The sequence below is a fragment of the Streptomyces sp. NPDC045778 genome (assembly GCF_056431945.1).
Map to the genome: position 1 here is coordinate 27,027 of NZ_JBWKJZ010000027.1, position 19,887 is coordinate 46,913.

The window sequence follows — 19,887 nt, forward strand, 5'->3', positions numbered from 1 at the left end:
ACGGTGACCCGATCGTTATCCGGATTTGAGCGTCCGTTGAGCGAACGCCCACGATCTTCAAGAAGAGGTCACGCGGACGCCGGGAAACCGTCACCCCGTCCGACAGAAAACCTTCACACCGGCCATCGGAAGAACTTCACGCCCGGCCGGATCCGGCCTCACCCGGTCAGGGTGTCCACGAGGGTCTCCTGGAGGCCCCCCAGCCACAAGTACGCCATCACCATCGGCTTGCGCGGATCGGAGTCCGGAAGGCGGTAGAGGATGTCGGTGTCCTCCTCGTCGGTCACCTCCAGGCGGGTGCCGATCGCGAGCCGCAGGTCGTTGAGCGCGCCGAGCCAGCGGCGCGAGTCCTCGACGGACAGCTTCAGGACGGCGCCGCCCTCGCCCGCGACGGTCAGCGCGTCCAGGCAGCGGATCACCGCGAGCGCGTCGTCCCGCTTGCGGGCCCGCAGGTCGTTCTCGGTGAAGCGGCGGAACTCCGCGGAGTACGACCGCAGTTCGGCGGCCTGGGCCTCGGAGGCGCCTTCGCTGCCGGGGCCGCCGTACGCGTCCGGGAGCAGGCGCTTGAGCACCGGGTCGGCGGGCGGCTCGCTCGGGCCCGGCGCGAACAGCTCGGCGAAGAGGTCGCCGTCGTCGCCCGCGGGCTCGTCACCAGGGCCGATCAGCTCCAGGAGCTGCACGGCCAGGGAGCGGATGATGGAGATCTCGACCTCGTCGAGCGCGACGGCCGCGCCGCCCCCCGGGATCGGTTCGAAGTGTCCTGGCATCGGTCGCGTCGCTACTTCCGGTCCTGCTGGAGGGTGGCCCAGAGCCCGTACCCGTGCATCGCCTGCACGTCGCGCTCCATCTCCTCGCGGCTGCCCGAGGAGACGACGGCACGGCCCTTGTGGTGGACGTCGAGCATGAGCTTGGTCGCCTTGTCCTTGGAGTACCCGAAGTACGTCTGGAAGACGTACGTCACGTAGCTCATGAGATTCACCGGGTCGTTGTGCACCAGGGTGATCCAGGGGACGTCCGGTTCAGGGACCGCGAACGTCTCTTCGTCCGCGTCCGGGCGGGTGATCTCTGCAGGAGCCGCGCTACTCACTTGTCCCATGCTGCCACCCGCCGGGGGTGACCGCACAAACGGACCCCCGAAATCGTCAGAGTGACGAGATGAGCGGTAGCATCCGTCGTATGAACCATGGGGAGCATGACCTGGGGCTGCCAGGAGAGGAAGGGCGCGAAGCGCTTCCGAATAAGGGTGGCGGTGGGCGACGGGTGGGCGTTCCGTCGACCGCGCTCTTCACGGATCACTACGAGCTGACGATGTTGCAGGGCACCCTCAAGTCCGGCGCCGCGCACCGCCGCTCCGTGTTCGAGGTGTTCACGCGCCGCCTGCCGGAGGGCCGTCGCTACGGAGTGGTCGCCGGGACCGGCCGGGTCCTGGACGCCGTGGAGAACTTCCGCTTCGACGCGGACGTCATCGCCTTCCTGCGCGAGCGCCGCGTGGTGGACGAGCCGACCCTGAAGTGGCTGGCCTCGTACCGCTTCAGCGGGGACGTGTGGGGCTATCCGGAGGGCGAGGTGTACTTCCCCGGCTCGCCGATCCTGCGGGTCGAGGGCAGCTTCGCGGAGTGCGTGCTCCTGGAGACCGTGATCCTGTCGATCCTCAACCACGACTCGGCCATCGCTGCGGCGGCGTCCCGGATGGCCTCCGCGGCGGGCGGGCGGCCGCTGATCGAGATGGGCGCGCGGCGCACCCACGAGCTGGCGGCCGTCGCGGCGTCCCGCGCGGCCTACGTCGGCGGCTTCACCACCACGTCCGACCTCGCCGCCGGCTTCCGCTACGGCATCCCGACCGTCGGCACCTCCGCGCACGCCTTCACCCTCGTCCACGACAGCGAGCGCGACGCCTTCCGCGCCCAGGTGGACTCCCTCGGCCGCGGCACGACCCTGCTCGTCGACACCTACGACGTCGGTGAGGCCGTCCGGATGGCCGTCGAGATCGCGGGCCCGGAGCTTGGCGCCGTGCGCATCGACTCCGGCGACCTCCTCCTGGTCGCGCACCGGGTGCGGCAGCAGCTGGACGACCTCGGCGCGACCGGGACCAAGATCGTCGTCACCTCCGACCTGGACGAGTACGCCATCGCCTCGCTCGCGGCGGCGCCCGTGGACGCCTACGGCGTGGGCACCCAGCTCGTCACCGGCTCCGGGCACCCCACCTGCTCCATGGTCTACAAGCTGGTCGCCCGCGCCCGCTCCGCCGACCCCGGGGCGCCCCTGGAGCCGGTCGCGAAGAAGTCGCTCGGCGCGAAGTCGTCCCTGGGCGGCCGCAAGTGGGCCGCGCGCAGGCCCGACGCCCAGGGGGTCGCCGAGGCCGAGGTCGTGGGCACCGGGCCCGTCCCCGCGGACCTGGCAGGGCACCAGCTCCACGTCGAGCTGATCAAGGGCGGCGAGGTGCTCGCCCGGGAGCCCCTGGACACCGTCCGCGACCGGCACGCGGCGGCGCGGGCCTCGCTGCCGCTCTCGGCCACCCAGCTGTCGCGGGGCGAGGCCGTCATCCCCACGGAGTTCGTGTGAGCGCCGGGCCCGGCCACCGCGGGCGGCCCCGGCTCACGGTCCGCGCGCCCGACGCCCCCTCCCGCAACGGACGTGAAGTCTCTACGCTCGGTTCATCCAGCTAACGAAGGACACCCGCCATGCGCCGCGCCCTGATTGTCGTAGACGTGCAGAACGACTTCTGCGAGGGGGGCAGCCTCGCGGTGGCGGGCGGCGCGGACGTGGCCGCCGCCATCACCGACCTCATCGGCCAGTCCCCCGCCTGCTACCGCCACGTCGTGGCCACCCGTGACCACCACATCGCGCCGGGCGACCACTTCTCGGCCGAGCCCGACTACGTGGACTCCTGGCCGCCGCACTGCGTGGCCGGCACCGAGGGCGTCGGCTTCCACCCGAACTTCGCGCCCGCGGTGGCCTCCGGGGCCGTCGACGCCGTCTTCTCCAAGGGGGAGCGCTCGGCGGCGTACTCCGGCTTCGAGGGGACCGACGAGAACGGGACGCCGCTGGCCCAGTGGCTGCGGGAGCGGCAGGTGCGGGAGGTGGACGTGGTCGGGATCGCCACGGACCACTGCGTGCGGGCCACCGCGCTCGACGCCGCGCGGGAGGGCTTCCGGACGCATGTGCTGCTCGACCTCACGGCGGGCGTGTCCGAGGCGACGACGCAGCGGGCCCTCGAGGAGCTGCGCGCGGCGGGGGTCGAGCTGACGGGCAAGCCGGTGGTGTAGCCACGGGGCCGCAGGGCTATGCCGCGGCGCTCCGGCGGAGCAGGGCCCTGATCGGGTGCCACAGCTCCTGGGCGCCCTGGGCGGGGGCCGTGCGCCATATGAGGCCGTCGGGGTGGTGGAGGACCGCCGTGACCTCGTCGGGGGTGGGGGGCTCCGCGTTGCCGCGGAGGTACACCGCCCGCAGGCCGAGGTTGCGCAGGCGGGTCAGGGCCCGGGCCCGGTTCACGGCGTGCACCAGGACCCGTACCCGTGTGCCGCCCGCGGGGGAGCCGGGTCTCGGCAGGGTCAGCGCCACCACCACGCTGCCGTTCGGCAGCTTGCAGAAGCCTCCTGCGGCCATGCTGTGTCACACCCCCGTGAGACGTCGCGTCAATAAGGAATCCACAGCACGCACCTAAACACGAACGGCCGCCGCCCGCTAGGGGGCGACGGCCGTCCGGTCAGAAATACGCCTCTGACCTGGGCAAACGTAAAACTATCGGACCGAGGGGCCCACCTGGACCGTGATCGAGGAGCCGTCCTTCGGCTGCTTCACGATCTTGATCTTGGTGTTGGTGTCAGTGACCTTGACGCTGCCCGTGGGGTTCTCCGGGTACCAGTAGGTGCCCTTGTGATCGTCGAAGGCCGAGACCCCGGCGCGCGACTTCAGCTTGAGCGCGACGTCCGCGTTGTGGAGCGTGAACGCGTCCGTGCGGTACTTCGAGAACGGCGCGTCGTACGGCTGGATCTTGTTCCGGAGGAGCGAGCCGTCCTTCCACTTCAGCGGCTTGGCGTGCGCGTCCACCGGCAGGATCAGACCCTTGCCGTGGTGCTTGCTGACGTTGTTGTCCTTCTGGGAGGTGTCCCACTGCCAGACGAGCAGGCCGGTCTGGTACGGGTAGTGCTCCACCCAGTCGGGGCGCGACGCGAAGCCGAAGTTGTACGGGCCGGCCTTGAGGGTCTTGTCGTACGACACGTACTGGCGGTTCTCGGCGAAGTAGTACTGCTCGTACTTCTTCGTGAAGGACTCGCCGATGCGCGAGAAGCCCTTCACCTTCCAGCCGTTGTCGCCGTTCTCGGCGCCGTCGGTGAACAGCTTGGCGCCGTCCGCGGTCAGCGTGATCCGGTCGGCGGTGAAGCCCTTGAGCGAGGTGCCGCCGTCCGTCGCGTAGCGGAAGCGGATGTCGATCTCCTTGCCCGCGTAGGCGTCGAGCGGGTAGACGAGCTTCTGGTACTTCGTCGACGAGCCGGTCAGGGCGGGCTTGTCGCCGCCGTCACGGGTGATCTGCTTGCCGTCGGCGGTGCCGTCGACGGGCGTGAAGGAGGCGCCGCCGTCCGTCGAGACCTCGGTGTAGAGGTAGTCGTAGTTCCGCTCGATGTCCCACCAGCCGTCGAGGGACAGCTCGGCCTTGGATTTGCCGGTGAGGTCGACGGACCGGGTCAGGGTGTTCCTGAGGTCGTCGTCCTGGCCGCTCCACCACTGGCCGGCGCCCTCGGTGGGCTTCACGACCGTCGTGGTGACCGACTTCTTGGGCAGCGTGACGAGCAGCGCCTGCTTGTTGCGGGTGTTGTACTCGGACACGCCCAGTTTGTGCGTGGACTTCGTCGCGGCCTTGGCCTTGGCGTAGTTGAGCCAGCCCAGCTGGAACTTGTCCCAGGAGGTCATGTCGCCGGGCAGGTCGCCGATCGCGTTCTTGGCGGTGCCGAGCCAGGATCCGGCCGACATCAGCGACCAGAAGCCGACGGAGTTCTCACCGGCGGCGCCGGGGCCCGTCGTGTCGTACAGGTCCGGCAGGCCGAGGTCGTGGCCGTACTCGTGGGCGAAGACGCCGAGGCCGCCGTTCTCCGGCTGCATCGTGTAGTCGCCGACCCAGATGCCGGACTTGCCGATCTGGGTACCGCCCGCCTTGTTGTTGCCCGGGCCCGTCTTGCCCGCGTCGTCGCCGTAGGCGTACCAGCGGTGCGCCCACAGGGCGTTGGGGCCCTCGGCGCCGCCGCCGGCGGACTCGTCCTCACCGGCGTGGACGATCTGGAAGTGGTCGATGTAGCCGTCGGGCTCGTTGAAGTCGCCGTCGTTGTCGAAGTCGTAGCGGTCCCACTTGTCGTACTTCGCGAGGTCCGCCTTGATCTGCGCGTCCGTGCGGCCCTTGGCCTTCTGGTCCTTCTCCCAGGCCGTGACGCCGTCGCGCACCGCGTCCCAGACGTTGGCGCAGTTGGTGTCGCCGCAGTAGTTCGAGCCGTAACGGGCCTCGTTGTAGTCGACCTTGACCCAGTCCGAGACCGTGCCGTCGACCGAGTAGCGCCCGGAGGAGGTCTTCTCGTAGTACGTCTTCAGCGAGTGCTTGGTCTTGCCCTTGCTGTCCTTGCCCTTGCCGAAGTACAGGTCCTGGAAGTGCTTGCGGTTGTAATCGGCCTGCCAGGCCGTGCTGTTGTCCTTCGCACGGTCCGGCTTGGCTATCTTGTTGTGCTGCGGACCCGGCGTGCCGCCGTACTTCTTGACCGGCTGCTCGGGACCGTCCGGGCCGTCGGGGTCGTACATGGTGGTGTCGTCCACCTTGTCCCCGAACTCCACCAGGATCGTGAAGATCTTGTCGGTCTTCTCGCGGCCCAGCTCGACGTACTTCTTGTCGTCGAGCTTGACGACGTTGGAACCGCCGCGCTTCTTGACCTCGGCCTCGCCCGACACGACCTGTTCGAGGGCCGCCTTGCGCTGCTGGGCCTGCTGCTTGCTGAAGGGCCCGTCCAGGTCGTGGTCGACGCCCGTCTTGGCGTCCGCCGGATCGCGGCGGTCGATGGCCTGCCCGTCCTTGGCCGAGGGCGCGTTCGCGCCGTCGTCGGCGACCGCCACCCCGTACGCCGAGAACGTCGCGGTGGCCGCGGCCACCGCCACGGCGGCAGCCGCGGCACGGAACGTCCGTCTCTTGACTCTCACTTGATGGTTTCCTCCCCCGCGCCCGCCGCGGACCGGAGGGGTCCCGGTCAAGGAGGTCCGCGCGCGGTAAGCGCGTCCTAAGTGACGACATTCGACCGGAGGGTGAGGAGAAAAGACAGACCTTGACTTGAACAGGCCAAATGCTCTATGCAGACCCGCTCGTCCCCTATGCGGACACAGCGCAGGGTGGCCGCGGCACGACCGAGCGGCATATTGCATCGTCAACCGGCGCGTGCGACCGTCCAGTTGATGGAATGCATGAATCTATGCGCCCCCCGTGCACCGGCACCGTGGGTAAGGTCACGCTTACCGCGCGGCCACGTCGGGCATGCAGGCGAATAGAGCCAGACCCTGAAGAACGGCGCCAAATCAACGGCGGGCGCGGGTGCTCGGCAAGGCATCCAAGCCGACGCCAAAGAGCCCCCTTCGATTCGTATACGTTCCGTGATGCCCCACCCACAACCCCCATAGCCCCAGGATCACCCCCGCATCCGCTGTCCCGAGGACGGATCACGCCATGTCTCGCCCCATGCCTCGTCCGACCGTCGCACAGCTCTCGTATGGTTCCGCGACCGTCATCTGCTCCACCCTCGCCATGCTGCTCCTGTCGCAGGCGACCTCACCCCCGGGAATCGCGGTCATAGCCCTTGCCGCGCTCGGGCTCGGGCTGCTCGTCGCCTTAACGGTCCCGCTGCCCAAACAGGCGCGGGGCGCGGCCACCGCCGCTCCCCCCGTCCCCACCGGGCACCAGGTCCCCGCCCAGCGCACGGTCATCGCGCCCGTGCCGGCGCGGGACCCCTCGCGGGCCGCCGCCTCCGCCTCCGTACGGGAACCCGCCGGACCCTGACGGCTCCCCACGGACAACCGCATACAGAACCGACGGGTTCGTGAACCACCGTCACGAACCCGCCGGTCGCCGAGCGCCCCGTGCCGCGCGGGCGCCGCTTCCGCCTGCCTCAGGGCCCCTGCCCGCCGCGCTGCCGCGCGCGGCTCAGGCCGTGCTGACCACCACGGTCTTGGCCGCCTTGTCGTGCAGGCCCTGTTTGTACGGCTTGTCGAAGAAGCTCCAGCCGCCGCAGATCACCGTCCAGACGCACGCGCAGCAGAACGCGAACGGCACCCACAGGACCGCGGCGCGAGCGAGCGCCGACTGGAGGGTGGGCGTGGCGCCGTCGTTGAGGTTCGCCACCCGCAGATTCAGCCACTTCTTGCCGAGCGTCTGGCCGGACTTGGAGACGAAGTAACTGTCGTAGGCGATGTACAGCACGGCGGCCAGCAGCGACTGGCCGAACGATTTGCCCGCGTCCACCTTGTCCGGGTCCAGGTCGTACTCGTGCGTGCCGAACAGCCACGTGAGCGCCCAGACGACGATGCCGACGAGGACCATGTCGATGATGCGGGCGAGGACGCGCTTGCCGCTGTCCGCCAAGGGGGGCATGCCCCCGAGGGGATCCGGGGCGCCGTAGGGGTCGCCCCCGTAGGGCGGGGGCGGGGCGCCGCCGCCCGGGCCGCCGCCCGGGGGCGGGGTGTCGTAGGGCGATCCGCCGCCGGGGCCCGGCGGGGGTGGCTGCTTCCTGAACGGATCGTTGTCGTCGGGGTCCGGTCCTGTGGGGTAGGGCGGCGGTTCGGTGCTCATGGGGTGAGTGCACCTCGAAGTGGAAGTCCCTGCATGTGATGTGCGGCTGTCCGGGTTATCTCTTCCCGTTCTGCCGCACCCCTACGGGGCGCTTCCGTGCCGGCCCCGGTCAGGAGGCGACGAACGTCTTCGCCACCTTGTCGTGCCAGCACTGGCGCCACGGCCGGTCGAACAGGCACCACAGCACGCCGGCCACCCCCACCACCAGGACCCCGGGCACGGCGTACACGAGCCAGCGGCGCAGGGCCGCGCCGAAGGACGGGGCCGTGTGGTCCTCGATGGAGCGGACCTCGATGCCGCACAGCTTCTTGCCGAGCGTGCGCCCCCATTTGGCCGTCGGCAGCGCCTCGTACAGGACGCCGAAGAGCAGCAGCACCCCGAGGACGATCCCGAAGTAGCCCGCCGTGGTGCCGTCGAGCAGCCAGACCGTGACCTTCTCGCCGGACCGCTTCGCCGCGTCGATCTTGCTGTCGATGTGGTCAGCGGCCCGGGTGCCGAGGGGCAGCGCGGCCCCCGCGGTGACCGCGGCGAGGACGACGGTGTCGACGAGCCGTGCCACGAGCCGCTTGCCGAGCGCGGCGGGCCGCGCCTCCGCCTGGGCCTGGGCCACCGCCGCGAACGGGTCCGCGGCCACCGGCTTCCACGGCACGACGGGCCCCTCGCCCTGCGGCTCCGCGGGCGGCCGGGCGAGCTGGTGCACCTGCTGGGCCCAGGAGGCGGCGCCGCCGCCGGACCCGGAGGTGACGACCGCGCCGCCGCCGGGGGCCGCGCCCTGCTGCGGCACGGCGGGAGCGGCGGGCTCGGCGGCCGCCGCCGACGCGGCGGAACCCGGCGCGGGCTTGGGGCGCAGCGCCCTGATCGACATCGTGCCCTCGGCGGGGCCGTCCGGGCCCGGCGTGGCGTGCCCCGCGGGCTTCACCGGTCCGGTGGGCCGCCGGAAGGTGACCGTTCCCTCGCCGGAGGGGGGCTGGAGGGTGCCCGGCTTGACGGCGGGGTCCTTCGCCGCGTCCTCGGGCCTCGCCTGCGCGGGCACGCGGCTCGCGGTGCCCTGGGCGGTGCCCGGCGCGGCCGCGTCGGGGCGGGCCGCGGGCTCGGCGGGCAGCCTGGGGTCGGGCCTGCCCGGCTTGCCCCACGACACCCGCTGGTCCTGCTCGCCGCCGAGCCCGGTCTGCCGGGCGGCGTCCGCGCCCCAGGCCGTCGCGGGCTCGGGTCCCGCGTCGGGGGCCGCCTCCTCGGACTGGGCCACGCCCTCCGGCTCCTCGTCGAAGAAGACGGGCCCCGTCTCCTCGACCGGCGGCGCGGGGGCGGGCGCGGCGGCCGCCACCGAGCGCGGCGGCGCGGGCAGGGGCTCGCCGTCGGAGGGCGCCGGGCGGCTCGTACCGGGCACCCAGGCGGCGCCGTTCCAGTACCGGACGTAGCCGGGGATGGACGGATCGGGGTAGTAGCCCTCGCGGGGCCTGTCGTCGCCGGGGGCCGGGGTTGGGGCGCTCATGTCCGTCGTCCCGTATCTGCTCGGGGGTCTGTGAGGCTCCACATCTATCAGAAGGGCGCGTCCCGCCGGGTGGCTCCCGCCGCACCGCCCCCTTCCGTGCACGGTTCCTCCCCGCGCTCGCACACGAGGCTCGTACGAGCCCCTCGTACGGACCCTTTCGGAAGTTCCCCGAAAAACTTTCCCGAAGTCGCGTAATGCCCGGCGCTCTCCGCGCTCTGACTCTCTGCGGGCCCGTCGCGGGTCCGTTCGGAACAGAGAGCAGAGAAAGGAAGCGTGAGCGGCATGCACACTGTCGTGGAACGCGAGCTGGAGCTGAAACTGGTCCTCTCGCCGGAACGCTCGATCCCGGTACCGGCCCGGCTCACCTACCGCACCGACGATCCGTACGCGATCCACATCGCCTTCCACATCGGCTCGGAGAACCCGGTGAACTGGACGTTCGCCCGGGAACTCCTGGTGGAGGGGGTGTTCCGGCCGTGCGGCCACGGTGACGTGCGGGTGTGGCCGACGAAGGTCGAGGGGCGGTCCGTGGTCCTGATGGCGCTCAGCTCCCCGGACGGGGACGCGCTCCTGGAAGCGCCCGCGCCCGCCGTGTCGGCCTGGCTGGAGCGCACCCTGCGGGTGGTCCCTCCGGGCTCTGAGGCCGAGCGGCTCGGCATCGACGACGGCCTCGCCGAGCTGCTCGCCCCCACCCCCGGCCGCGCCGACGAGCTGTGGCTGCGGGACCCGTGGCCCTCGGACGAGTCCAAGGACGGTGAGTGAGCGCGGGCGCCACGGGGGTGCCCGCCGTGGAGGCGGGTGAGAGCGAGGGCTCTCAGAAGAGCTTGCCCGGATTGAGGAGGTGGTGCGGGTCGAAGGCGTCCTTGACGGCGCGCTGCATCTCGACGCCGACGGGTCCGAGTTCGCGCGCCAGCCACTCCTTCTTGAGGACGCCGACGCCGTGCTCGCCGGTGATGGTGCCGCCGAGTTCGAGGCCGAGGGCCATGATCTCGTCGAAGGATGCGCGGGCGCGCCGCGACTCGTCGGGGTCGGCGGCGTCGAAGCAGACGGTGGGGTGGGTGTTGCCGTCGCCCGCGTGCACGCACACGCCGATGGTCAGGGCGTACTTCTCGGCGACGCGTCCGACGCCGTCGAGCATGTCGCCGAGCCGGGAACGCGGCACGCACACGTCGTCGATCATCGTGGTGCCCTTGACCGCTTCGAGGGCGGTGAGCGACAGGCGGCGTGCCTGGAGGAGGAGTTCGGACTCGGCCGCGTCCTCGGCGGGGACGACCTGGGTGGCGCCCGCGGCCTCGCACAGGGCGCCGACGGCGGCGAGGTCGGCGGCCGGGTCCGGGGTGTCGAAGGCGGCGAGGAGGAGGGCTTCCGTGGTCTCCGGCAGGCCCATGCGGGCCAGGGAGTTGACGGCCCGGATCGTCGTGCGGTCCATCAGCTCCAGGAGCGAGGGCACGTGCCCGCCCTCCATGATCTCGCACACGGCGGCGCAGGCCTCGGCTGCCGAGGCGAACTCGGCCGCCAGGACGAGCTGTCGGGGCGGCCGCGGCCTGAGCGCGAGGATCGCGCGGACGACGATGCCGAGGCTGCCCTCGGAGCCGACGAACAGGCGCGTCAGGTCGTATCCGGCGACGCCCTTGGCGGTGCGGCGGCCGGTGCGCAGCAGGCGCCCGTCGGCGAGGACGACGTCGAGCCCGAGGACGTACTCGGCCGTCACGCCGTACTTGACGCAGCACAGGCCGCCCGACCCGGTGCCGATGTTCCCGCCGATGGTGCAGGTCTCCCAGCTGGAGGGGTCGGGCGGGTAGGTGAGACCGTGGTCGGCGACCGCGCGCGAGAGGGCGGCGTTGACGACGCCGGGCTCGACGACGGCGACGCGGTCCACGGGGTTGATCTCCAGGATGCGGTCCATCTTCACGAGCGAGAGCACCACGCAGCCGTCGCTGGCGTTGGCCCCGCCGGACAGGCCGGTGCGGGCGCCCTGCGGCACGACCGGCACGCGCAGCTCGGTGGCCGTGCGCATGACGTGCTGGACCTGCTCGACGGTGCGGGGCAGGACGACCGCGGCCGGCAGCCCGGCCGCGCAGAAGCTCGCCATGTCGTGCGCGTACGAGGACGTGACGTCCGGGTCGGTGAGGACCGCCTCGGCGGGGAGGCCCGCCCGGAGGGCCTCGATGAGTGCGCTGCTCATGATCACAGCCTCGCACCCGGGGCCATCGGTGTGAACCCGTGTGCGGCGCCCTTCGCGTGCCGCGACGCGATCTTCGTATTGACGCACAGTGAGCGCCATGGAGACGGAGAAGCGCAGCGCGTCCGAGGGCCAGGAGGCGGGCCCCGCGGACGGTGCCCCAGGGGCCCGGCCCCTGGGTCCCGCCGGGTCCGTGGCCCGGCTGCTCGGCGGGCTCGCCGGGGAGCGCGGGCCGCGCCGCCGCGGCCCGCGCCCGGCCCTCGTCGCGACCGTGGCGGGCGCGGTCGTGCTCGGCGGCGTGCTCGTGCTGGTGCCCCGCCCGGGCGAGCGGGCGGCGGCTCCCGCGCCCGGGCCCGCCGGGCGGGCCCTGGCCGCGGCGGGCACCGGCGTCCCGGCCGCGCTGCCCGACCTGGCCGCGCTCATCGGCGAGCGCGAGGCCCATCTGCGGGCGCACCCCGGCGACGACCAGTCGTGGGCGGTCCTCGGCTCGGCGTACGTCGAGCGGGGCACGCGGACGGGCGACTTCCTGTCCTACCCGAAGGCCGAGCACGCCCTGCGCGCGTCCCTGAAGGCGCGGCCCGAGGGGAACGTGGACGCCCTCGCCGGGCTCGCGGCGCTCGCCGCCGCGCGGCACGACTACCGGGCGGCGCGGACGTGGGGCGAGCGGGCGGCGCGGCTCGCGCCCAAGCGGTGGACGACGTATCCGGTGCTCATCGACGCCTACCGGGGCCTCGGTGACACCAAGGGTGTGAACCGCTCCCTGGAGACGCTCCAGAAGCTGAAGTCCGGCGCGGCCGTCATGGCCCGGGCCGGGGCGGTCTACCGGGACCGGGGCTGGCGCGAGAACGCGGCGGCGGCGCTCGCGGACGCGGCGGCGCTCGCCGAGGGCCCCGCCGAGCGGGCCGCGGGGCTCCACCGGGTCGGGGAGCTGTCCTGGGAGCGGGGCGAGCCCGCGCAGGCGCTGCGCTACTTCGACGCGGCGCTCGCGGCCGACCCCGGGCACCATCCCTCGCTCGCGGCGAAGGGGCGCGCCCTGGCCGCGCTCGGCCGCACGTCGGAGGCGCTGTGGGCCTACCGGAGCGCGCTCGCCGCGGCGCCCGAGCCGCAGTACGCCCTGGAGTCCGGCGAGTTGTACGAGTCCCTGAAGCTGATGCCCGCCGCGCGGGCGCAGTACGACCTGCTGCGGGCGCGGGTCAGGGACGCCGGGCGCGGCGGTGTGAACGACGAGCGGGTGCTCGGGCTCTTCGAGGCGGACCACGGGGACCCGGCGGCCGCGGTGCGGCGGCTGCGGGCCGAGTTCGCGCGGCACGGGAGCCCGGAGAACGCGGACGCGCTGGGGTGGGCGCTGCACCGGGCCGGTGACCCGGCCGCCGGTCTGGCGCTCGTGGAGCGGGCGGTGAAGAAGGGGCCGCGCAGCGCGGTGTTCGCCTATCACCGCGGGGTGATCGAGCGAGAACTTGGCCGTTACGGGGCCGCGCGGCGGCACCTCACGGAGGCCCTGCGGGTGAACCCGTACTTCTCCCCGCTGGGCTCCGCCGCGGCGCGGAGCGCCCTTGACGCCCTGGGCGACCCGCCCGAGGGCGGCCCCGCGCAGGTCTACGCCCCGCCGGGAGCCCCGGTGCCGAAGCTGCCCGCTCCCCGCGGGACCCGGGCGCCGCGCTGAGGCGGCGCCTGGGTCCGTACCCGGAAGGGGCGGCTCAGAGGTTGCCGCGCTTCTCCTGCTCGCGCTCGATCGCTTCGAAGAGGGCCTTGAAGTTGCCCTTTCCGAAGCCCATCGAGCCGTGGCGCTCGATCATCTCGAAGAAGACGGTCGGCCGGTCCTGGACCGGCTTGGTGAAGATCTGGAGCAGATAGCCGTCCTCGTCCCGGTCGACCAGGATCTTCAACTCGCGCAGGGTCTCGACGGGCACCCGCGTCTCCCCGGCCCACTCGCCGAGGGTGTCGTAGTAGGAGTCGGGGGTGTCGAGGAACTGGACGCCGGCCGCGCGCATGGTGCGCACCGTGGCGACGATGTCGTTCGTGGCGAGCGCGATGTGCTGGACGCCGGCGCCGCCGTAGAACTCCAGGTACTCGTCGATCTGGGACTTCTTCTTGGCGATGGCGGGCTCGTTGATCGGGAACTTCACCTTCAGGGTCCCGTCGGCCACCACCTTCGACATCAGCGCCGAGTACTCGGTCGCGATGTCGTCGCCCACGAACTCCTTCATGTTCGTGAAGCCCATGACCTTGTTGTAGAAGGCGACCCACTCGTTCATCCTGCCGAGTTCGACGTTGCCCACGCAGTGGTCGATGGCCTGGAAGGTCCGCTTGGCGGGCGGCTCGACGATCGGCGAGGCGGACACGAAGCCGGGCAGGTACGGGCCGTCGTAGCCCTTGCGCTCGACCAGGGTGTGGCGGGTCTTGCCGTACGTCGCGATGGCCGCGAGGACCACCGTGCCGTTCTCGTCCTTGAGCTCGTACGGCTCGTCGATGCCGCGCGCGCCGTGCTCGACGGCGTACGCGTACGCGGCGCGCGCGTCCGGCACCTCGATGGCGAGGTCGACGACGCCGTCGCCGTGCGCGGCGACGTGCTCGGCCAAAAAGGTGCCCCGCTCGGTGGAGGGCTTGATGACGGAGGTGAAGACGAACCGCGCCGCGCCGTTCTCCAGGACGTAACTGGCGGTCTCGCGGCTGCCGTTCTCCGGTCCGGAGTAGGCCACGAGCTTCATGCCGAACGCCGTGGAGTAGTAGTGAGCGGCCTGCTTGGCGTTGCCCACGGCGAAGACGACCGCGTCCATTCCCTTGACCGGGAAGGGGTCGGCCTCGCGCGCGGTTTCGGGCGTGGTGTGTGTGGTCTGAGTCATAGTCCGAGACTCCCGCCGAACCGCAAGATGCGCAATAGTTCGCGTATTCGCTGGTCAATCTGCACAGCGACCATTGGGGAAAGCCAGGCGTTCTGTACATCCTGACCACTTCGGAGGCGGCATGGCGATCGATCATCTGGACGGCAGGCTCATCGTGCTGCTCGCGCGGGAGCCCCGGATCGGCGTCCTGGAGGCGTCCCGCAGGCTCGGCGTCGCGCGCGGCACGGTGCAGGCCCGCATGGACCGGCTTCAGTCGAACGGAGTCATCCGCGGCTTCGGCCCCCAGGTGGACCCGGCGGCGCTCGGCTACCCGGTCACGGCGTTCGCGACCCTGGAGATCAAACAGGGCCAGGGCGCCGATGTGCGGGCGCACTTGGCGGGCGTGGCCGAGGTCCTCGAACTGCACACCATCACCGGGCACGGCGACATGCTGTGCCGCCTGGTGGCCCGCTCGAACGCGGATCTCCAACGTGTGATCGACCGGGTGGTGGGTTTTGATGGCATCGTCCGGGCCTCCACGGCGATCGTCATGGAGAACCCCGTTCCGCTGCGGATCATCCCGCTGGTGGAGCAGGCGTCCGGCGGCTGACGACACGGGCGACGACGCGGGCAGGGAGAAGGGCGGCACACCGGGTGGGCACCGGGTGCGCTTCGGGTAGGCACTGGATGCACGCCGAGACGCACCGGCGCACGCCGGGGCGGCTCGTGCTCCACCCGTACGACGCACGCGGGCGCGGGGAGACTCCCCGCGCCGTCTGGGCGCACCCGCGAGGTGAGCGGCACGGTGAACTTCTGGGACTACCTCGGCAACCGTCACCAGCAGTTGCTGGCGGACGCGTTCCAGCACGCCAGCGCGGTCTTCCAGTGCATGGTGGTGGCCACGGTCATCGGCGTGCTGATCGGTGTGGTGACGTACCGCAGCGAGTGGGCGGGCAACCTCGCCACGACCGCGACCTCCACGATCCTGACCATCCCGTCGCTCGCCATGATCGGTCTGCTGATCCCGGTCGTGGGCCTCGGTGTCGCGCCGACGGTGACGGCCCTGACGCTGTACGGCCTGCTGCCGATCGTGCGCAACTCCATCGTGGGCCTGCGCGGGGTCGACCCGACCCTGGTGGACGCCGCGAAGGGCATCGGGATGTCCCGTCTGCACCGGCTCGTGCGGATCGAGCTGCCGCTGGCGTGGCCGCCGATCCTCACCGGCATCCGGGTCTCCACGCAGATGCTGATGGGCATCGCGGCGATCGCCGCCTACGCCTCCGGGCCCGGGCTCGGCAACGAGATCTTCCGCGGCATCGCCTCGCTCGGCAGCAAGAACGCGCTCAACCAAGTGCTCGCGGGCACGCTCGGGATCATCGTCCTGGCGCTGCTCTTCGACGCCGCGTACGTCCTGATCGGCCGCCTGACGATTCCGAGGGGGATCCGTGTCTGAGACTCCGGAGAGGCCCGCCCCGTCCCCCGCGCCCGGCGCGGCGGGCGCGACCACCGACCAGGCGGGCTCCACCGCCACCTCACCCGCCCCCGCCGCCGCGGGCCCGGCCACCACCACCGGCGCGACGATCGAGCTGGAGAGCCTCACCAAGCGCTATCCCGGCAGCTCCGAACCGGCCGTGGACAGTGTGAACATGGAGATCAAGGCGGGCGAGATCGTGATCTTCGTGGGGCCGTCGGGCTGCGGCAAGTCCACCACGCTGAAGATGATCAACCGCCTGATCGAGCCGACCAGCGGCCGCATCCGCATCAACGGCGAGGACGTCACCGACATCGACCCGGTGAAGCTGCGCCGCAAGGTCGGCTACGCCATCCAGTCATCGGGGCTCTTCCCGCACATGACGGTCGCGCAGAACATCGCGCTCGTGCCGAGGATGGTGGGCTGGGGCAAGTCCCGGATCAAGGAGCGGGTGGAGGAGATGCTGGACCTGGTCGGGCTCGACCCGGCCGAGTTCCACGGCCGCTATCCGCGCCAGCTCTCCGGCGGCCAGCAGCAACGCGTGGGCGTGGCGCGGGCGTTGGCGGCCGATCCGCCCGTCCTCCTGATGGACGAGCCGTTCGGCGCGGTCGACCCGATCACCCGTGACCACCTCCAGGACGAGCTGATCCGGCTCCAGCACGAGCTGCACAAGACGATCGTCTTCGTCACGCACGACTTCGACGAGGCCATCAAGCTGGGCGACCGCATCGCGGTGCTGCGCGAGCGCTCGCACATCGCGCAGTTCGACACCCCCGAGGCGATCCTCACCAACCCCGCCGACGACTTCGTGTCGGGCTTCGTCGGCGCGGGCGCGGCCCTGAAGCGGCTGAACCTGACGCGCGTACGCGACGTGGAGATGGCCGACGTGCCGACGGTGACGGTCGACGACCCCCTCCAGACCATCTTCGACAAGCTGCGCGCGAGCGGCACCAACGAACTGCTCCTGCTCGACAAGCGCGGCCGCCCCTACAAGTGGCTCAGGCGCGGCGACCTGATGCGCGCCCGGGGTTCGCTGGCCCGCGCGGGCACCCTCGTGCACGACACGGTGACCCGTGACGCCACGCTCCGCGACGCCCTGGAGGCGGTGCTCACCGACAACGCGGGCCGGGTCGCCGTGACCGGGCGGCGCGGCGAGTACACGGGCGTCGTCGACATGGAGACGCTGATGAACAGCGTGCACGAGATGCTGGAGGCCGACCGTCTCGACGCCCTGGAGCACCAGCACGAACTGGAGGAGCAGCGCGCCCAGTTGACCCGCAAGGAGCAGGAAGGCGACGGCGGCGGGGAGGCGAAGCGTTGAGTCCGCTCCCCGGGAACGAGCCCCGCGTCCCCGAACGCAAGCACGCCGCCCAGGACGCGCCGCGGCCGCGCGGCGAGCACGAGGTCAAGGGCCTGGCCTTCCGCGACGACGGCGAGGCCGGGCAGGAGGCGCCCGCGACCGCGGTGGCGCCCGAGCCGCGCCGGGTGACCTGGCAGAAGCTGACGTTCCTGCCCGGGCTGCTCGCGGCGGTGCTCGTCGCCACCTGGATCTGGTTCGAGCAGGCCGACCTGGACGAGATCTCCAAGAACGCGCTCTCCAACGGCCAGGTGGGCAAGGCCCTGCGCCAGCACGTCGAGCTGACGGCGATCTCCACCTTCTTCGTGCTGATCATCGCGATCCCGCTGGGGATCCTGCTGACGCGGCGCCGGTTCCGCAAGGGCGCCCCGGTGGCCATGGCCCTGGCGAACATGGGGCAGGCGACGCCCGCGATCGGCCTGCTCGCCCTCCTGGTGATCTGGATGGGCATCGGCGAGAAGGCGGCCCTGACGGGCATCATCATCTACGCCGTCCTGCCGGTGCTCTCCAACACGATCGCGGGCCTGCGGGCGAACGACCCGACGCTCCTGGAGGCCGCGCGAGGCATCGGCATGTCCCCGCTCGGCGTGCTCGCCAAGGTCGAACTCCCGCTGGCCGTCCCGCTGATCCTCGCGGGCGTGCGCACCGCCCTCGTCCTGAACGTGGGCACGGCGACCCTCGCGACCTTCGGCGGCGGCGGGGGCCTCGGCGTGCTCATCACCACGGGCATCACCAACCAGCGCATGCCGGTCCTGATGCTCGGCTCCATCCTCACGGTGGTGCTCGCCCTGCTCGTGGACTGGCTGGCCTCGCTCGCCGAACTGATGCTCAGCCCGCGCGGGTTGGAGGTGCGCTCATGAGACTCGCATCGCGTACGAAGGCGCTGGGCGCGGCGGCCGCGATCGTCCTGGCCGCGGGCGGCTGCGGTCTGACCAGCGGCTCGCCGATGGTGGACGACGTCAAACCCGGCATCGTCGGCAAGGGCCTGCCCCTGAAGGGCGCCGACCTCACGGTCACGTCGAAGGAGTTCACCGAGCAGCTGGTGCTCGGCGCGATCATGGGGATCGCCTTCCAGGCCGCCGGCGCGGACGTCCTGGACCGCACCGGCATCCAGGGCTCGATCGGCGCGCGCGAGGCGGTCAAGGGCGGCGACGCCGACGCCATGTACGAGTACACGGGCACGGCCTGGATCACCTACCTCGGCAACTCCAAGCCCGTCACCGACCCGCACCAGCAGTGGGAGGTGGTCCGCGAGGCGGACGCGAAGAACGGCCTGACCTGGCTGCCGCCCGCCTCCCTCAACAACACCTACGCCCTGGCGATGAACGAGTCCAACTCCAAGAAGTACGGCACCAAGACGCTCTCCGACGTCGCCGCCCTGGCGAAGAAGGACCCCAAGGCCGTCACGGTGTGCGTGGAGGGCGAGTTCGCCAACCGCGCGGACGGCCTGCCGGGCATGCAGAAGGCGTACGGCATGAAGCTCCCGGCCGGGAACATCACGCAGATGGACACCGGGATCATCTACACCCAGGCCGAGAAGGGCTCCTGCACCTACGGCGAGGTCTTCACGACGGACGGCCGGATCAAGGCCATGGGCCTCACCGTCATGGGGGACGACCGGCGCTTCTTCCCCAACTACAACGCCGCGCCCGAGATCAACAGCGAGACCCTCGAGAAGTACCCGGAGATCGCGGAGGTCCTCGCGCCCATCACCAAGAAGCTCGACAACAAGGTGGCGCGGGACCTGAACTCCAAGGTCGACGTGGACGGCGAGGATCCGCACGAGGTGGCGAAGGACTGGATGGTGGAGCAGGGGTTCGTGAAGGAGTAGCCCCTCGCCGGGGTTCCGGGCCCCCTCGCCCGGGGTTCCGGGCCCCCTCGCCCGGGGTTCCGGGCCCCCTCGCCCGGGGTTCCGGGCCCCCTCGCCCGGGTTTCCGGGCGCCCCTCGTCGGGTTCCGGCCATGCAAAGACTCCCTTGCAAAGAAAGCGTTGCAACGGAGTCTTTGCATGCGTACGCTGACGAGCATGCCGCAGGACCCGAAGCCCCGGAAGATCCATTACCTCGACGCGCGTTCGCTGCGCGGCCTCGCCCACCCGCTGCGCATGCGGCTGCTCACCTCACTGAGGTTCGACGGCCCGGCCACGGCGTCCCAACTCGCCGCCCGCCTGGGCGAGTCGAGCGGCGCGACGAGCTACCACCTGCGCCAGCTCGCGGAGTACGGCTTCGTGGAGGACGACCCGGAGCGCGGCAAGGGCAGGGAGCGGTGGTGGCGGTCCGTGCACCAGGGCACGTACCTCGACGACCAGCTGCGCACCGACCCCACCCCGGAAGTGCGGGGCGCGCTCAACGCCTATCTGCACGAGGCCGCGACGCACCACGCCCAGGAGCTGGCCACCTGGCTCGGCACCGAGAGCGACTGGTCCAAGGAGTGGGTCGAGTCCTCGGACATGAGCGACTTCACGCTGCACCTCACCCCGGCGCAGAACTCGGAGCTGGGGCACAAGATCCACGAACTCATCGAGAGCTACCGGAAGCAGGCCCCCGACGAGGGCACCCCGGACACCGCCCGCGTGCGCATTCATCTGCACGCGTTCCCGACGAAGCCGGGAGCCGACACCTGAGAGGAGCACACCACCGTGCACCCCGAGATCCATCTGCTCCTGCACGACACGCGCGCCGCGGAGCTGCGGCTAGCGGCCTCCCCGCGCAGAGCGCCGCGCGCCGCGCTCCGTACCCAACTGGGCTGGAC

General features: G+C 71.6%; 19 protein-coding genes. 11 read left to right on the forward strand and 8 right to left on the reverse strand.

Annotation, left to right across the window (positions count from 1 at the left end; all coding sequences use genetic code 11):
• Positions 1–158: 158 nt before the first annotated feature.
• Positions 159–767 (reverse strand): DUF2017 domain-containing protein, encoded by a 609-nt coding sequence (locus AC07GB_RS29155; RefSeq protein ID WP_478850575.1) that lies wholly within the window; start codon positions 765–767, stop codon positions 159–161.
• An 11-nt stretch (positions 768–778) separates the two neighbouring features.
• A complete protein-coding gene (gene clpS, locus AC07GB_RS29160) occupies positions 779–1,096 on the reverse strand; it encodes an ATP-dependent Clp protease adapter ClpS (RefSeq protein WP_478850577.1) in 318 nt (105 codons plus the stop codon).
• A 212-nt stretch (positions 1,097–1,308) separates the two neighbouring features.
• On the opposite strand from clpS, the gene AC07GB_RS29165 reads away from it, so the two are divergent.
• Positions 1,309–2,562, forward strand: coding sequence for a nicotinate phosphoribosyltransferase (locus AC07GB_RS29165; protein ID WP_478850710.1), 1,254 nt, complete (start codon positions 1,309–1,311; stop codon positions 2,560–2,562).
• 119 nt (positions 2,563–2,681) lie between these two features.
• Positions 2,682–3,266 carry an isochorismatase family protein gene (locus tag AC07GB_RS29170; protein ID WP_478850579.1) on the forward strand — a complete coding sequence of 195 codons (585 nt, stop codon included), beginning with the start codon at positions 2,682–2,684 and terminating at the stop codon, positions 3,264–3,266.
• A gap of 16 nt (positions 3,267–3,282) precedes the next feature.
• Here AC07GB_RS29170 and AC07GB_RS29175 read toward each other — a convergent pair whose 3' ends face one another.
• A complete protein-coding gene (locus AC07GB_RS29175; RefSeq protein WP_478850581.1) occupies positions 3,283–3,606 on the reverse strand; it encodes a hypothetical protein in 324 nt (107 codons plus the stop codon).
• Between the two features lie 135 nt (positions 3,607–3,741).
• Complete coding sequence (locus AC07GB_RS29180; protein WP_478850583.1) at positions 3,742–6,177, reverse strand: immune inhibitor A domain-containing protein; 2,436 nt, start codon at positions 6,175–6,177, stop codon at positions 3,742–3,744.
• A gap of 529 nt (positions 6,178–6,706) precedes the next feature.
• Between AC07GB_RS29180 and AC07GB_RS29185 the strand changes: the two genes are divergently transcribed.
• Entirely contained in the window at positions 6,707–7,024 is a 318-nt protein-coding gene (locus AC07GB_RS29185; protein ID WP_478850585.1) for a hypothetical protein, read from the forward strand.
• A gap of 144 nt (positions 7,025–7,168) precedes the next feature.
• On the opposite strand, the gene AC07GB_RS29190 is transcribed toward AC07GB_RS29185, so the two are convergent.
• Complete coding sequence (locus tag AC07GB_RS29190) at positions 7,169–7,813, reverse strand: RDD family protein (RefSeq protein WP_478850587.1); 645 nt, start codon at positions 7,811–7,813, stop codon at positions 7,169–7,171.
• Positions 7,814–7,922: 109 nt separating this feature from the next.
• The gene (locus AC07GB_RS29195) at positions 7,923–9,305 is read right to left on the reverse strand and encodes an RDD family protein (protein WP_478850588.1); all 1,383 of its coding nucleotides are present in this window, start codon (positions 9,303–9,305) and stop codon (positions 7,923–7,925) included.
• A gap of 282 nt (positions 9,306–9,587) precedes the next feature.
• On the opposite strand from AC07GB_RS29195, the gene AC07GB_RS29200 reads away from it, so the two are divergent.
• A complete protein-coding gene (locus AC07GB_RS29200; protein WP_478850590.1) occupies positions 9,588–10,067 on the forward strand; it encodes an SsgA family sporulation/cell division regulator in 480 nt (159 codons plus the stop codon).
• A gap of 52 nt (positions 10,068–10,119) precedes the next feature.
• Here AC07GB_RS29200 and AC07GB_RS29205 read toward each other — a convergent pair whose 3' ends face one another.
• Positions 10,120–11,490 carry an FAD-binding oxidoreductase gene (locus tag AC07GB_RS29205; RefSeq protein WP_478850592.1) on the reverse strand — a complete coding sequence of 457 codons (1,371 nt, stop codon included), beginning with the start codon at positions 11,488–11,490 and terminating at the stop codon, positions 10,120–10,122.
• A 97-nt stretch (positions 11,491–11,587) separates the two neighbouring features.
• Between AC07GB_RS29205 and AC07GB_RS29210 the strand changes: the two genes are divergently transcribed.
• On the forward strand, positions 11,588–13,150 hold the full coding sequence (locus AC07GB_RS29210) for a tetratricopeptide repeat protein (protein ID WP_478850594.1): 1,563 nt from the start codon (positions 11,588–11,590) through the stop codon (positions 13,148–13,150).
• 34 nt (positions 13,151–13,184) lie between these two features.
• On the opposite strand, the gene hppD is transcribed toward AC07GB_RS29210, so the two are convergent.
• The gene (gene hppD, locus AC07GB_RS29215) at positions 13,185–14,330 is read right to left on the reverse strand and encodes a 4-hydroxyphenylpyruvate dioxygenase (protein WP_478850596.1); all 1,146 of its coding nucleotides are present in this window, start codon (positions 14,328–14,330) and stop codon (positions 13,185–13,187) included.
• A gap of 121 nt (positions 14,331–14,451) precedes the next feature.
• Between hppD and AC07GB_RS29220 the strand changes: the two genes are divergently transcribed.
• The 6 genes from AC07GB_RS29220 (at position 14,452) to AC07GB_RS29245 (ending at position 19,759) form a co-directional block, all read left to right on the forward strand.
• A complete protein-coding gene (locus AC07GB_RS29220) occupies positions 14,452–14,919 on the forward strand; it encodes an Lrp/AsnC family transcriptional regulator (protein ID WP_478850598.1) in 468 nt (155 codons plus the stop codon).
• 195 nt (positions 14,920–15,114) lie between these two features.
• Complete coding sequence (locus tag AC07GB_RS29225) at positions 15,115–15,762, forward strand: ABC transporter permease (protein WP_478850600.1); 648 nt, start codon at positions 15,115–15,117, stop codon at positions 15,760–15,762.
• 127 nt (positions 15,763–15,889) lie between these two features.
• The gene (locus AC07GB_RS29230; protein ID WP_478850712.1) at positions 15,890–17,101 is read left to right on the forward strand and encodes a betaine/proline/choline family ABC transporter ATP-binding protein; all 1,212 of its coding nucleotides are present in this window, start codon (positions 15,890–15,892) and stop codon (positions 17,099–17,101) included.
• 92 nt (positions 17,102–17,193) lie between these two features.
• The gene (locus AC07GB_RS29235) at positions 17,194–17,997 is read left to right on the forward strand and encodes an ABC transporter permease (protein ID WP_478850714.1); all 804 of its coding nucleotides are present in this window, start codon (positions 17,194–17,196) and stop codon (positions 17,995–17,997) included.
• Positions 17,994–18,968 carry a glycine betaine ABC transporter substrate-binding protein gene (locus AC07GB_RS29240; RefSeq protein ID WP_478850601.1) on the forward strand — a complete coding sequence of 325 codons (975 nt, stop codon included), beginning with the start codon at positions 17,994–17,996 and terminating at the stop codon, positions 18,966–18,968. The genes AC07GB_RS29235 and AC07GB_RS29240 overlap by 4 nt, the downstream gene beginning before the upstream one ends.
• A 176-nt stretch (positions 18,969–19,144) precedes the next feature.
• Entirely contained in the window at positions 19,145–19,759 is a 615-nt protein-coding gene (locus tag AC07GB_RS29245) for an ArsR/SmtB family transcription factor (protein ID WP_478850603.1), read from the forward strand.
• Positions 19,760–19,887: the final 128 nt, after the last annotated feature.

Excerpts from the sequence above, each read along its gene's own strand:
- AC07GB_RS29155 (WP_478850575.1), bottom strand. The coding sequence starts at position 767 with ATGCCAGGACACTTCGAACCGATCCCGGGGGGCGGCGCGGCCGTCGCG.
- clpS (WP_478850577.1), bottom strand. The coding sequence starts at position 1,096 with ATGGGACAAGTGAGTAGCGCGGCTCCTGCAGAGATCACCCGCCCGGAC.
- AC07GB_RS29165 (WP_478850710.1), top strand. The coding sequence starts at position 1,309 with ATGTTGCAGGGCACCCTCAAGTCCGGCGCCGCGCACCGCCGCTCCGTG.
- AC07GB_RS29170 (WP_478850579.1), top strand. The coding sequence starts at position 2,682 with ATGCGCCGCGCCCTGATTGTCGTAGACGTGCAGAACGACTTCTGCGAG.
- AC07GB_RS29175 (WP_478850581.1), bottom strand. The coding sequence starts at position 3,606 with ATGGCCGCAGGAGGCTTCTGCAAGCTGCCGAACGGCAGCGTGGTGGTG.
- AC07GB_RS29185 (WP_478850585.1), top strand. The coding sequence starts at position 6,707 with ATGCCTCGTCCGACCGTCGCACAGCTCTCGTATGGTTCCGCGACCGTC.
- AC07GB_RS29190 (WP_478850587.1), bottom strand. The coding sequence starts at position 7,813 with ATGAGCACCGAACCGCCGCCCTACCCCACAGGACCGGACCCCGACGAC.
- AC07GB_RS29195 (WP_478850588.1), bottom strand. The coding sequence starts at position 9,305 with ATGAGCGCCCCAACCCCGGCCCCCGGCGACGACAGGCCCCGCGAGGGC.
- AC07GB_RS29200 (WP_478850590.1), top strand. The coding sequence starts at position 9,588 with ATGCACACTGTCGTGGAACGCGAGCTGGAGCTGAAACTGGTCCTCTCG.
- AC07GB_RS29205 (WP_478850592.1), bottom strand. The coding sequence starts at position 11,490 with ATGAGCAGCGCACTCATCGAGGCCCTCCGGGCGGGCCTCCCCGCCGAG.
- AC07GB_RS29210 (WP_478850594.1), top strand. The coding sequence starts at position 11,588 with ATGGAGACGGAGAAGCGCAGCGCGTCCGAGGGCCAGGAGGCGGGCCCC.
- hppD (WP_478850596.1), bottom strand. The coding sequence starts at position 14,330 with ATGACTCAGACCACACACACCACGCCCGAAACCGCGCGCGAGGCCGAC.
- AC07GB_RS29220 (WP_478850598.1), top strand. The coding sequence starts at position 14,452 with ATGGCGATCGATCATCTGGACGGCAGGCTCATCGTGCTGCTCGCGCGG.
- AC07GB_RS29240 (WP_478850601.1), top strand. The coding sequence starts at position 17,994 with ATGAGACTCGCATCGCGTACGAAGGCGCTGGGCGCGGCGGCCGCGATC.
- AC07GB_RS29245 (WP_478850603.1), top strand. The coding sequence starts at position 19,145 with ATGCGTACGCTGACGAGCATGCCGCAGGACCCGAAGCCCCGGAAGATC.